Origin of the sequence: Clostridium ljungdahlii, assembly GCF_001636845.1 — a bacterium.
GTDB lineage: Bacteria > Bacillota > Clostridia > Clostridiales > Clostridiaceae > Clostridium_B > Clostridium_B ljungdahlii_A.
Map to the genome: position 1 here is coordinate 1 of NZ_LITT01000007.1, position 14163 is coordinate 14163.

At 30.4% G+C, this 14163-nt stretch carries 10 protein-coding genes and 1 riboswitch; of the genes, 6 read left to right on the forward strand and 4 right to left on the reverse strand.

From position 1 onward, the window contains the following. The 4 genes from WY13_RS03600 to WY13_RS03615 all read left to right on the forward strand — a co-directional run. On the forward strand, positions 1–335 hold a 335-nt coding region (locus WY13_RS03600), incomplete at its 5' end, for a group II intron maturase-specific domain-containing protein (protein ID WP_278321765.1). 127 nt (positions 336–462) lie between these two features. Further along, the gene (locus WY13_RS03605; protein WP_063554346.1) at positions 463–2940 is read left to right on the forward strand and encodes an MBL fold metallo-hydrolase; all 2478 of its coding nucleotides are present in this window, start codon (positions 463–465) and stop codon (positions 2938–2940) included. A 104-nt stretch (positions 2941–3044) separates the two neighbouring features. Next, positions 3045–3317, forward strand: coding sequence for a metal-sensing transcriptional repressor (locus WY13_RS03610; protein WP_063554347.1), 273 nt, complete (start codon positions 3045–3047; stop codon positions 3315–3317). A gap of 23 nt (positions 3318–3340) precedes the next feature. Then, on the forward strand, positions 3341–4402 hold the full coding sequence (locus WY13_RS03615) for a DMT family transporter (protein WP_063554348.1): 1062 nt from the start codon (positions 3341–3343) through the stop codon (positions 4400–4402). Between the two features lie 264 nt (positions 4403–4666). On the opposite strand, the gene alr is transcribed toward WY13_RS03615, so the two are convergent. Together alr and WY13_RS03625 are read right to left on the reverse strand one after the other, a co-directional pair. After that, positions 4667–5833 (reverse strand): alanine racemase, encoded by a 1167-nt coding sequence (alr, locus tag WY13_RS03620; RefSeq protein ID WP_063554349.1) that lies wholly within the window; start codon positions 5831–5833, stop codon positions 4667–4669. 164 nt (positions 5834–5997) lie between these two features. After that, a complete protein-coding gene (locus WY13_RS03625; protein ID WP_063554350.1) occupies positions 5998–6888 on the reverse strand; it encodes a D-alanine--D-alanine ligase in 891 nt (296 codons plus the stop codon). 248 nt (positions 6889–7136) lie between these two features. Next, positions 7137–7244: riboswitch (SAM riboswitch) on the forward strand. Positions 7245–7379: 135 nt separating this feature from the next. On the opposite strand from WY13_RS03625, the gene WY13_RS03630 reads away from it, so the two are divergent. Further along, positions 7380–8201, forward strand: coding sequence for a MetQ/NlpA family ABC transporter substrate-binding protein (locus WY13_RS03630; protein ID WP_063554351.1), 822 nt, complete (start codon positions 7380–7382; stop codon positions 8199–8201). A 476-nt stretch (positions 8202–8677) separates the two neighbouring features. Further along, positions 8678–9472: a polysaccharide deacetylase family protein gene (locus tag WY13_RS03635; RefSeq protein WP_063554352.1), complete on the forward strand. Its 795-nt coding sequence runs from the start codon at positions 8678–8680 to the stop codon at positions 9470–9472. Between the two features lie 198 nt (positions 9473–9670). Here WY13_RS03635 and WY13_RS03640 read toward each other — a convergent pair whose 3' ends face one another. Then, positions 9671–11830 carry a YhgE/Pip domain-containing protein gene (locus tag WY13_RS03640; RefSeq protein ID WP_063554353.1) on the reverse strand — a complete coding sequence of 720 codons (2160 nt, stop codon included), beginning with the start codon at positions 11828–11830 and terminating at the stop codon, positions 9671–9673. 87 nt (positions 11831–11917) lie between these two features. Beyond that, the gene (locus WY13_RS03645; protein ID WP_063554354.1) at positions 11918–14080 is read right to left on the reverse strand and encodes a YhgE/Pip domain-containing protein; all 2163 of its coding nucleotides are present in this window, start codon (positions 14078–14080) and stop codon (positions 11918–11920) included. Positions 14081–14163: the final 83 nt, after the last annotated feature.

The window sequence follows — 14163 nt, forward strand, 5'->3', positions numbered from 1 at the left end:
AGTTCTTTCGATGTAAAGTTAAGACTAGTAAGAAGAAATTCAGAAGTAAAGTTAAGACAATGAAAGAATGGATTAAGAAGAATAGGATAATGCCAGTAGGTGAATTGATTAAGAAAATTAATCAGAAGCTAAGAGGACACTATCAGTATTATGGGGTCACTGATAATACAAGAGGTGTGAAGAGTTATCAAAATGTTGTAAAATGGTTGCTCTTTAAGTGGTTAAATAGAAGGAGCCAAAAGGAGAGCTATACAGAAGAAACATTCTATAAAGGTTTACTGAGAACTTTTCCATTATTAGAACCGAAAATAAGCATAAGCTTATTCTATAGATGATTAAATATGATGTGAAAAGCCGTATGCCTTAATAGGGCACGTACGGTTTTGTAGAGGAGCATGGGCGGTAACGCCTATGTTTACTCAAGAGTTGTAAAGGATAAAAAAGGAGAGGTGATAGGCGAACATGAACATTTCACTTTTAGGAGGAGCTAGAGAAGTAGGGGGAAGTTGTATCCTTTTGAATATATATAATAAAAATATACTTCTTGATTGCGGCATAAGACAGAGCTCCTCTAAAGATACCCTGCCGGATTTTAAATCAATTCAAGATCAGGGAGGAGTAGATGTTATAATTATAAGTCATGCCCATATGGATCACATAGGTTCTCTGCCTATAATAAGTAAGGAATATCCAGGAGCTAGAATATATACAACTAGAATGACAAAGGATTTAATGAAGGTACTTTTGTATGATAGTTTAAAAATAATGAAGAATAGGGAAGGAGAAATTCCACTTTATGCAGAAGGCGATGTTATAAGCATGCTAAATCGTGTGTTTCCAATAAATTATATGGTGGAATTTTCTATATTTGAGAATATAAAACTCACTTTTTATACAGCAGGTCATATAGCAGGAGCCGCTTGTATTTATATTACAACTCCAGAGGGATCATTATTTTACTCTGGAGATTTCTCAATATTTTCACAAAAAACTGTGGAAGGGTTGAAAGTTCCAAAACTAAGACCAGATGCAGCAATCTTTGAATCCACTTATGGAGACAGACTTCATTCAAATAGAGAAGTGGAAGAGGAAAAACTTATTAATATAATAAATGACTGCATGGAAAAAAGAGGAAAAATGCTTATCCCTGCTTTTGCTCTTGGAAGAGCTCAGGAAGTGCTTCTTATTATAAAAAAAGCAGTAAATAAAAATATATTAAAAGATACTAAAGTTTATGTGGATGGTATGATAAAGGATATAAACAGAACCTATAAATTAAATCCGCTGTACCTTAAAAATTCTTTAGGAAAAAAGATACTCAGGGGAATTGAACCTTTTTACGATGACAATATAATTGCAGTAGATAATAATAAACTTAGAGAAGAGATACTAAAAGACGACAAGCCTTGTGTAATAGTGTCAAGTTCGGGAATGCTTACTGGAGGGTACAGTCAATATTATGCAGAAAAAATAGCCCCTATGGAAAATGGGTATATAGTTATAACGGGATATCAGGATGAGGAATCCCCTGGAAGGAAATTACTAAATCTTTTAGATGAAGAAGAGGATAAAAAACTTTACATAAATGAAAAAACTGTTCCTGTAAATTGCAAGGTAGAAAAAGTAGGACTTTCCGCCCACAGTGATAAATATGAAATAAAATCCCTTATAGACTTTTTAACACCTAAAAATATATTTCTAGTTCATGGAAATGAAGAGGTAGTGGAAAATTTATCAAAAGAGCTTTCCAAAGATGTAAGAGGAAGGGTATATGCACCTAGGTGCAGCGAAATCTATGAGATAAATATAAAAAATCCAAGAAAACAGTGGAAAAAAAGTATTGATAAAGTTATGAGTTCTTGTGAAGAAATGAATGAAGATAATGTAAAAAGGTTATGGGAGTTCGTACTTTATAATTATGGTGAAAGACTTTTTACATTGGAAGAACTTATATTTATATGGAAGGGAAATAACAAGGGCAAAAATGTTTTAGAAGATTTTCAAAGAATTATAGTAGAATGTCCTTATTTTGAAAGTGACACAAGGAGATTGTTTTTATTTAAAACCAATCCTGAGGATAAGGTATCTCAGAGTTTAAAAAATAATGAGATTAAATTAAATGAATTAAAAGAAGCTGCAGATAAATATTTTAATAAATTTAATACAAAGAAAATTAGTTTTATATGTGACCAGAAAAAGGTGATTTTAAATTTTGATTTTCCAACTGTAGTGGATAAGAGTATATACGAAGAGATAAAAAAATTTGAAGAAGAGGTTAAGTGGAAGGTAGAAATAAATAATGCCGTAAATATAAATGCAGTTTCCGAAGTTGTAAGGATAAATTTACAGGATGTATCTATTAAAAAAATATCTTATAGGTTAGGAGAAAACCAGGTTGTAGTTATGTTGAATTCTAAATGTAAGGTGGAAAAAGAAAAATTAATTGAAATTGAAAACATTACAGGACTTCAGGTATTAGTGAAGTCTCCAGGAGCAGATCTAAAAGATAGTACGATTATTAAAGCTGAAGATGAGTGCGAAATGATGGAACAAAATAAAGCTTTAAATATAATAGATGAAACTTTTGAAAGAGAACAGTTTAGACCTTACAAAAAAAGTATAAAGTCGAATCCTAAGGGAAGATACATAGAACTTGCATTTATAAGCCCTGCAATTGGTAGAAAGTATGAAAAGAACATAGAGAAATTAGTTCAACTTACAGGGTGGAATATGAAAATAGCAAATAGTGCAAATCAAAATGAAATATTGCAAATTGCATCTATACTTTGTAAAAGTAAAGGCATAGATTTGAAGAAAAATCCGTCTTTTAATAGCAGTAATTTAAGTGTGGAATTAAAATTAGAAGATGGTAATGTAGAAAATATGGAGGATGTAAAGAAAGAATTTGAGTATAAAACTGGATGCACGTTAAAATGGTAGAGACCAGGCCCCGTAAGGGGCTTGTTTTTTAAACACTATTTACAATAAAAGTATAATGTATTATAATTAAAATAACCCCTATAGGGGGATAAGGAGAGATTTATATGGAAAAACACAATCATCCAAATAATAAAGCAGTTGTAAATAGGTTATCCAGGATAATTGGACATCTGGAGGCTGTAAAGCGCATGGTAGAAGAAGGAAGGGACTGTAGTGAAGTTATTATTCAGATATCTGCAGTAAGATCTGCACTCAATAATACAGGAAAAGTAATATTGAAAGATCATATCAATCATTGTGTGAAGGATGCAGTTGAAAAAAATGATACACAAGTCTTAGATAATTTGAATAATGCCATTGATAAATTTTGGGAATAATTTTTAATTTAGGAGTGTTATAAATGAGAAATACCAAATTATATCCAATATTTCAAGCTTTTTTTTCTGCACTACTTTTTGGAGCCAGTGCACCTATTTCAAAAATCCTTCTTGGACAAATAGATCCAGTTCTTTTGGCTGCTCTCTTGTATATTGGAAGCGGTGCAGGACTTTTAATATTTCAGATATTAGAAAAAATTTTATACAAAAAAAATATAGAGGAAGCAGGATTAACTAAAAGAGACTTTCCATGGCTTTTAGGGGCTGTTATTTTTGGGGGAATTTTAGGACCTATAATTCAAATGGTAAGTCTAAAAGTAACTCCAGCCTCCACTGCATCACTGCTTTTGAATTTTGAAGGCGTAGCTACCACAATTATTGCAGCACTGTTTTTTAAAGAGAATATCGGCAGGAGAGTTGGTGCGGCTATAGTATGTATACTCTCCGCTAGCGTAATTTTATCCTGGAACTTTGCCGGTCAGTGGGGAATATCTTTAGGGGCCTTGGGAATAATACTGGCTTGCGTATGTTGGGGAATAGATAATAATTTTACAAGAAACATATCTGCTAAAAATCCTTATACTATAGTTATGGTTAAAGGATTGGGAGCAGGTACATTTTCATTAATTTTGTCAATGATTTTAGGAAATCATTTGCCAGACTTTAAAATAATTTTCATGGCGCTGCTGCTTGGATTTTTAAGCTATGGATTTAGTACAGTTTTGTTTGTGTTTGCAATGAGAAATTTGGGAAGTGCTAGAACCAGTGCTTTTTTCAGTGCAGCACCTTTTATAAGTACTATATTGTCTTTTGTTTTACTAGGAGAAGTTCCAGGTGTTACCTTCGCATTTGCACTTCCTCTTATGATTGCAGGAACGGTTCTTATTATAAGGGAAAATCACAGTCATATGCACGTTCATTTGTATATGGCCCATGAACACAGGCATTGTCATACAGATGGACATCACAATCATCATCATCCTGGTATACCTGATAGTGTGTATCACACTCACTATCACGTTCATGAGAGAATGGAACATTGTCATCCACATACTCCAGACTTGCATCATAGACATGCCCACTAAAGAATAGAGTTTCTAAACGAAAAATCAACGTATACTCCAGATATTTTTTACAACCTTCAGCTCGTTAAATATTTTGATAAGGCTAAGTAAAAAATTTTGAAAAAATACTGAGAACTTTTGAAAACTCGTACCTCAAACAATTCAAAAGTTCTAGATTTTTCAAAAATTTTTCCCTAAGCCTTATAGACAAAATATTTAAAAGAGCTTCATTATTGTAAAAATATGCCTGCGTATAAGTTGATTTTTAAGTTAGAAACTCTATATTTATTTTAGATAGTTTCTAATTTTGATTATTTCTCCGTCTTTTATATATACCCTTGGAACTCTTCTACTTATGGAGCAGAGTATTTCATAACTTATAGTTCCAATTGTTTTAGCTATATCTTCTGCATCAAATTTCAATCCGTTTTTTTCACCCATGAGTATTACTTCATCGCCTACATTTACTTCACCTACAGCTGTAACATCTATCATGCACTGATCCATACAGATGTTACCAACTACTGGCGCAAATTTACCATTGACTATTACTTTTGCCTTTCCTGAAAGCATTCTAGTATAGCCATCTGCATATCCTATTGGAAGTGTAGCTATTACACTTTCCCTTTCAGATTTGAATTTTCTTCCATAGCCAACGTATTTTCCGGCTTCCAATGTCTTTACGTAAGCTACTTTAGCTTTTAAACTCATTACAGGTTTTATGCTTAGATCATTTCTATCTACATCATCTGAAGGGTAGTATCCATAAATTATTATTCCTGGTCTAACTGCATCACAATAAGTATCTTGTAATTCCATTATAGCTGCACTATTTGCGATATCTCTCAGGTTTATTTTTATCTTTCTACTTATGAGCTCATTGTAAAATGTTTTGTACTTTTCAAATTGTTCATGTGAATATGTTTTGTCTTTTTCATCTGAAGTGGAAAAATGAGAAAATAAGCTTTGTATTTCTATATTTGGAAGCTTGCTCATGTTGTATATTTCTTCTATGCTATTTTCATTTGGCTGAAATCCTATTCTTCCCATTCCAGTATCTACTGCAACGTGTATTTTTGCAGTTTTCCATTTACTTTTAGCTACCTTTGATAATTTACTTGCATATTCATAAGAAGGCACTACTGGCTCTACGTCATAATCTATTATGTCATTCAAAAAAGTATCTGGGACTATGCCAAGTATCATTATGGGAGCTTTAATTCCATTTTCTCTAAGTTCTATTGCTTCATCTAACTCAGATACGGCCAATCTATTTACTCCATTTTCTAATAAAACCTGTGATACTTCCAAAGCTCCATGACCATAGGCATTAGCTTTAACAATACCTATCAATCCTTTATTGTTACCAACTTTCAGCTTTATTTGACGTATATTATATACAAGATTGTCTAAATTAATTTCTTCCCATACAGGTCTGTAATCTTTAAACAAAACACATTCTCCTTTCGATATTGATAGATATTATCCAATCAATAATAATGCACAATTAAAAATTAAGAGTTAAGAATTAATAGTTATAGATGATTATTAATTCTTAACTTAAATATAATTTTCAACTAATAATAATCTATTGATGTCTATGAGTGTAACTCAAATTAGAGTGAATATTGGATTATTTTATCCAATAGTTGGGAAAAAGATATATCAACTCCACCAGCACTCTTAGGAAATAGGCTATTTTTTGTAAGGCCTGGTAAAGTGTTTAGCTCAAGTACATAAGGAACACCATTTTCAACTATCATATCTACCCTTGCATAACTTTTGCATTTTAGAACTTCCCAGCATTGAACACATATTTTTTCAACTTTTTCTTGAAGAGATTTTTCAAGTTCTACAACTATTTCATCAGAACCACCATCTGCATATTTTGCAGTGTAGTCAAAGAATTCTGCATTAGGTTTTATTGCAATTACAGGGAGAGTTTTACCTTTTAACATACAGCATGTTATTTCATCTCCCTGTATATATTTTTCAATGACAATTTCAGTGTCGTAATCTAGAGCTAACTTTACGTTATTTTCAATATCTTCTTTTTTCTTAACTATATTAGTAGCAACACTTGAACCACCACAGTTAGGTTTTACAACTACAGGATAGCCTATCTCATCTAATTTATCATAATCAATTTCTTCTATAGATTTAACACAAATCCATTTGGCAGTATTTATGTCTGCAGATTTTAACACTTTTTTACTCATGTCTTTGTCCATGCAAATGGCACTTGTCAAAGGTCCGCATCCTGAATAAGGTATATCCATGGTTTCAAGTACTGATTGTATAGTACCATCTTCACCAAATTTACCATGAAGTGCAATAAATGCAAAATCTATATCTTTTACTTTTTTAAGCACATCTCTTTTTTTATCTATGACAATGGGTACAACCTCATATTTATTTTTATCTAAGCAGTTTACTATTTCTTTACCTGAATTTAGTGAAACCTCTCTTTCAGAAGATATTCCACCCATTATAACTCCTATTTTCATGTTAATTCCTCCACTGAAATTGTTATTTAATATTTTTCAATTACTATGTCTAATATTTATTTTATACATTTTCCATATAAAATAAAGAACCACAGGATAACTAGTTTATCTTAAGTGTGGCTTTATGGATGGGGAAGAATATTAAGTTAAAAGTAAAGTAAAAATCTTTAAGAACAGAAAATATTGCTGTTGACATCTTTAAATTTCGCTGTTATAATGTAAATCACAAGTTAACAAAATTTAATATTAACTTATCAAGAGAGGTGGAGGGACTGGCCCTATGAAGCCCGGCAACCAATGCTATTTTTAATAGTATAGTGGTGCTAATTCCTGCAGCATAAGCTGGAAGATGAGAGGATCATTGAGATTTTTAGCTCGAGGTTGTTCCTCGAGCTTTATTTGGTTTTAAATTGAAAATATGATATGAAAATTTTATATCTCAGCTTAATGCTTAGAAATTGTCTATTATTTTATAATCGGAGGGAACAAAAATGAAAAAATTAATTACAGTTATTTTATCACTAACATTGATCTTGGCATTAGCTGGATGTGGGGCACAAAGCAGTACAAGTTCTTCAAACAGTAGTAAAGGTGATGACAAAAAGGTAATAAAAGTAGGGGCATCTCCACAGCCTCATGCTGAAATACTAGAAAAGGTAAAACCTATACTAAAGAAACAAGGATACGATTTACAAATAGTTCAGTTTACAGATTATGTAACTCCTAATAAGGCTTTGGATTCAGGAGATATAGATGCAAACTTCTTTCAACATATTCCATATTTAAATGAATTCAATAAAAAGAATAATACAAATTTAGATTATGTAGCAAAAGTGCATCTTGAACCTATGGGGGTTTATTCCAATAAAATCAAGAGTTTAAAAGATTTAAAAAATGGTGCTGAAATTGCAATACCAAATGATCCTACAAATGGTGCAAGAGCATTAAAATTATTGGCTCATGAAGGAATTATAAAAGTAAAGAGCGGAGATCTTATTTCAAAATTAGATATAACTGAAAACAAGAAAAACTTAAAATTCCAGGAACTTGATGCACCACAACTTCCAAGAACTTTAACAGAAGTAGATGCGGCAGTTATAAATACAAACTATGCACTTCAGGCAAAGCTAAATCCACTTAAAGATGCTATTGCCATAGAATCTAAGGATTCACCTTATGCTAATATAATTGCTGTTAAAAAAGAAAATAAAGACAAACCTTATATCAAGGCGTTGGCAAAAGCCGTTAATGATCCATCAATTAAAAAGTTTATACAGGAAAAATATAATGGAAGCATAATTCCAGCATTTTAGAAAATAGAGTTGTAAGTAAAAAATTGACATATAAAGCGGAGTATGCTGCCAAAGTTCACTACTATAAAAACTTTTTATAAGTTTAAAGTTCTCTATTATAAAAATTTAAGGTCTTTTGAATTGTTTGAGGTACGAGTTTTCAAAAGGCCTTAGGTTCTTATAAATTTTATGCTTAGATTTGTAAAAATATTTAACCGTACTTGTGGTTGTAAAAATGTCAGGAGTATAAGTTTATTTTTTAGTTATAAATAATACACATTTAAAATTTTTAATTTAGGCTTTGTTAGACTAAATTATTGATACATACGTATTGAAAAAAGTAGTTCGGTTTTAACTTGAACTACTTTTTAGTATGCAAATTAGTAATATTCCATAGAATATACAAAAGAAAAAAGGATAAATTAAATATATAGTATAAGTTAATTACAAACTTAAGGTAAAATTTATATTTTAAAATCAAAGAAGGTGTTTTTCTTATGAAAAGATTTTCTATTTTGAACTATAACGCTTTTATAATTACATTGTTACTTGCATGTTTGAATTGTAGCAGTATTACATATGCGAATAAATTAAATATAACTAATAACAAATTTGAAGATGAAAACATTCAAGAATTGCCTAAAGAAGTTTTTTTGACTTTTGATGATGGTCCATCTGTAAATAACACAAAAAAAATATTAAAGATATTAAATGATAACAATATAAAAGCTACTTTTTTTGTAGTTGGAATAAAGGCAGAAGAAAATCCTACAGCACTTAAAGAATTAAGTAATAGTGGCATGTGCATAGGAGTTCATACCTATTCTCATAATTATAAAAAAATATATAAAAATTTCGATGCTTATGCTAATGACTATGAAATGTGTAGAAATACAATAAAAAAAATAACAAATAAAGACCCCATAAACTATACCCGACTACCAGGTGGCTCGACTAACCTAATAATTAGTAAAACAAACTTATCCTTAATAAAGAAAGCTTTAAATAATAAAGGAATAAAATATGTAGATTGGAATGTTTGTTCAGGTGATGCAGATAGTCATGAAGTACCTGTTGGAAAAATAAAAAGAAACGTTGAAAATCAATGTAAAAATAAAAAAATTGCAGTAATACTTATGCATGATACTTACTACAAGCATTTTACAGTAGAATCACTACCTGAAATAATAAAATACTTAAAAGACCAAGGGTTTAATTTTAGAACTTTTGAAAATTTAACGGAAGCAGAGGAAAAAGAACTGATGAAACTTGAAATAATAAATAAGAAATAATATTTAAAACATAACTACCACAAATGCTATTTATAACTTATCTTAATACTTTGATTAGTGGAACGGTTTTGAAATTAATATACAATTATAAAAATGATTTTAAGTTCACATTTTTTATACTATGATGTGGACTTAAAATCATTTTGCATCAGATAAACACACTATACTATAATTGTATTTGTTATCACATTGGTATTACTATAAACCTGATTCTTTGAATTCACTTTCTGCTTTATCAGTTAATTTGTGAAGAGGCTTTTTTAAGACAGAAATAATCAAAAATGCACCTGCAAAAGCCATTAAAGTGAGAAAATCCTTATACACATTACTCCAAATAGGTCCTGCTATAGCTTCTCTGAATCCATTTATAGCATATGTAAAAGGCCAAAGCGGTTCTAGTACTCCAAATATCTGCGGCAAGGTTTTTACAGGATAAAGTCCTCCTGCCCCTGCAATTTGAAAGACCATTATTATAACTGCAGCGGCTTTTCCAATGTTACCCATAATAGATACCAATGTAACTACAATAATAGTGAAAGTAAAGCTGCAGGTAAGTGCAAATCCCATCATAAGCCATGAATTTTCAGGTTTTATTCCTACTATATATATGTCTCCCAAAGTTATAATGGTAGTTTGTATAATTGATATTATCAAAAACAGAAGCAATTTGGAAAAATATTTATGTGACAATTTCACTTTTTCTCCACTTTCGAGATCTTTACATTTTAGTGTTAGTATGGAGCATAACAACAAAACTCCCACCCATATTGCAAGAGTAGTGTAAAAAGGTGTTATTCCATATCCAAAAAGACCTGAATTATATAGTTCAACATTTTTTACTTCAATAGGTGATGATATAAGATTTGATATTTTATTGGGATCTTTTTCCATTATATTTATTATTGAAGTTAAGTTTTCATCGTTTAAGTCCTTCATTTTATCACTTAATTTGTTCAAGTTATTTTGAATATCTATTAATTTTTTATTTAGCCTGTCTCTTTGATTAACTAAATTTTTACTGCTTGATATTCCTGAGTTTGCTACAAGATTTAATTCAGGTACCAATTGCCCGGTTGCGCTAAGTACAGAATCAATACTATCTAAATTGGATGTCAATGTGTCTGATAATAAATTCATGGATTCATATGTCCCTGAATAAAACATATCTGATATATTGCTTATATCTTCCGATAATTCACTACTTAATGCTGAAAGTTCATATATAACTTGATTAATACTATCTTGTGAAGAGTTACTATTTATTAAATCCTTTAACTCCGCTAAATAATTGTTTTCAGTGTTTAACGAATTTCTTAATGATTTTAATGAATTTATAAGATCACTTGCTATATTAGTATTTGTAAATTCATTTATCTCATTTAGAATTTTAATATCCATATCTAGTTTGTCCATTAAAGAATTATTTAAATTATTCATATTTTCTATAATACTTGTTGCTGAATTTTTACCAGCATCGGTATTATTTATATTTTGTAGGTTGTTAAGCAAAAGTTGAACTTGATTTTCTTTTGATTCAATTTCATTTATATCTTTATTCAAATCACTTTGCATAGAACTTAGAGATTGTTTGGTAGATAAAGTCAGTGTTCTGCTCTGTGCTACAATATTATGGAGACTTGTTATCTCTTTGGACAACTTTGGCATATCTGTTTGAACTCCACTTAGATATTGCTGAAGGCTTTTGGAGTTGGAATTTTCCTGTGATATATGATTTTTTATATCATTTACAGTGGATACGGCTTCGGGTAATGTATCTTTTAATTGTAAAATTTCAGGCTTGTCTGTTTCAAGTTTTTTACCTGTGGAGTTTAGTAGTTTGAGAGCTTCTTTGTTTACTGATTTTGTAAGAGAGCTTTTTATAGTATCTGATAGGGAAGTTTTAGCTGAATCTGCAATTTTAGTGGCTATTCCATTTAGCTTTTCATTGGACTTATAGATTATATTAGGCTTTTCAGGAGATGCTGTAATTAAAGTCGAAAGTTTGCTGGAAAAGTCAGCAGGTATCTCTATAAGTGAATAATATTTTCCTGAATTAAGGTTATAATTTCCCTGCCAGTCATCTATAAAAATCCAATTTATAGAATTATCTTTCTTTAAATTTTTAACTATTTCATTTCCGACATTTATATTTTTACCGTTAATAGTTGTACCGCTGTCATTGTTTACTACGCCTATAGGCATTCTATTTGTATTGGCATAAGGATTCCATGAGGCTTTAATGCTAATCCAGGCATAGGGAGATGGCAGGATACACAATAATAAAATTAAGGCAAGTACTGATGGAGTTTTTATTATATTTTTAAAATCCCTTTTTAATAGTTTGAATACTACCTTCAATTATAGTCCCTCCTAAAATTAATATTGTTTTAGGCATTTTCAAAGAAATAACTAGTCAGTATGCTAGGATATTTTCTTTCAAATGCCTTAATCTCCCATACCAGATTGTGTAAGCTTGGCTCTAAACTTATAGATTTTATTTTGCAAAGGTTTCTTTAAAAATATACCCAATAGTATAAAACACATTGAAATTAAAAGCATAAATGTAAAATCCATAGCTACAGTACTTATAAGAGGTCCTGCGATAGCTTCCCGGAATCCACTTACTGAATAGGTAAATGGAAATAAAGGCTGCAGTATTCTAAAAATAAGTGGATCAAGTTGTATTGGGTAAGTGGCCCCACTTCCTGATATCTGAGTTATAAGGAAAACAATGGAGATAGCCTTCCCCAAGTTACCAAACATAGAAACAAGAGTGTATGTTATTACAGTAAAAGTAAAAGATGAAACTAGTGCTACCATTATCATTAAAAATGTATTTACCATTTGGACATTTAACAAAAGTTTGTCCCCAATAGCAACTATAAATCCTTGTACTAATGCAAAAGCTATAAAGGTACTCATTTTACCAAGATATCTTTCTTTTGAGTTCAAACCTTCATCACCTTTAAATCTATCTGCATCTGTTTTAAAAATGGATACAAGAATAATAGAACCAATCCAGATTGAAAGTGTAGTATAAGCTGGAGCCATGGAAGATCCAAAGTTTGAAATAGTATATATATTCTGTTCCTTCACATTAAATGGACTTGATGCAAGGTTCCCCATAAAGTTAGGGTTATTTTGCAATATGGTGATTATCTGTATTATGTCATTATTAGTTACTAGTTTAAGTTTATTTGCCAAATCGTTAATAATACCCTTGAATTCCATCAATCTATTGTTTAGTTTGCTGGATGAATTTGCTGTCAGCTCACTCCCATTTATTAACGCATCTAAGGAATTATCTCCATGGGAAGTAAGATCCTGCATAGATTTTAAAACAGAAGAAGCCTTATCTGTGGACTCAACAAGTTCAGCTGCTGTGGAATTCAAGCTTTTTCTTACCTGTCCATTGTATTCATTGGTTTCGTCTATTAATTGCTGATTTAAATTTGCAGTGTCATTTGTTATTGAATCAATCAAATCCTTATTTATTTCATTTGAACTTTCAAGCTGTTTTTGGATATCGCTTATTTTGTTTTTCTCTGTATTTAATGAATCCCTAGTATTTTTTAATGAATTTATAAGTTTTGATGTATTGTCATCGTTCTTAAAATCATTAAATTTTTCAAGAATGTTAATGGTGGAATTGATTTTATTGTATAATATATTTATCTCATAGTTGATTTTAGTTACAGTGGTATCTATATTTGAGTACTTCGAATTTGAGGCTGCTGAATTAAAATTTAATATCAAATTTTGAATTCTATATATATCAGTCTTTGAGGTATTTAAATTAATTGCAATGTTGTCAAAGGTATTATTCATGGAAGACTGAAGGGATAGCACAGATGAGTTGTTGGCGTCATTACCATTTCCTAAAGTAGTTATTCTTGAATTTATCATAGGAATACCTGATTTAATCTGAGAAAGCGTTGAATTAAAATCATTTGAATCATCACTTATGCCCCCAAGAACATCTGTTATAACGTCCATATTGTCACTTAATTTTATTATTGCATCTTTTAAATTTATAATGTTTTCTTTATCATTTTCTGCATTTTTACCAAGAATGTTCAAAGAAGAAAATATAGTTTGATTTACTGTATATATAAAGCTTGATTTTATCTGTTCTTCCAGTGAGTTTCTAGCTGCATCAGTTATTTTAAGCGCTACAGGACTATTCTTTGTATTCACTTTATAGATGATTTGAGCTTTTTTAGGAGTATCTGATGTTATGCTTGTAATATTTTTTGAGAAATCTTCTGGAATTTCTATCATGGCATAGTATGTACCATCTATAATACCCATATCCGCATTTTTAGCGTTTACAAATTTCCATCCTATTTTGTGGTTGTCTTTTAATTTTTCTACAATCTTATTTCCCGTATTTAAATTTTCTCCTTTAAAGTTCGTACCCTTGTCCTCATTAACTATGGCTACAGGAATGTTGCTTGTATTTCCATAAGGATCCCAACATGCTTTTATATTGACCCATGCATAGAGAGATGGAAGTATGCACACACCTGCAACAATCAACATTGTCATTTTATTTTTAACAATACTTTTCATATCTCTTTTAAAAACTTTTATGATATTGCTTAGCATATATGAATCCTCCTATTGTAAATGTCTGAAATAAATATATGAAAAATTATTTTCAATAATGAAATTATGTAATATTTAAATAT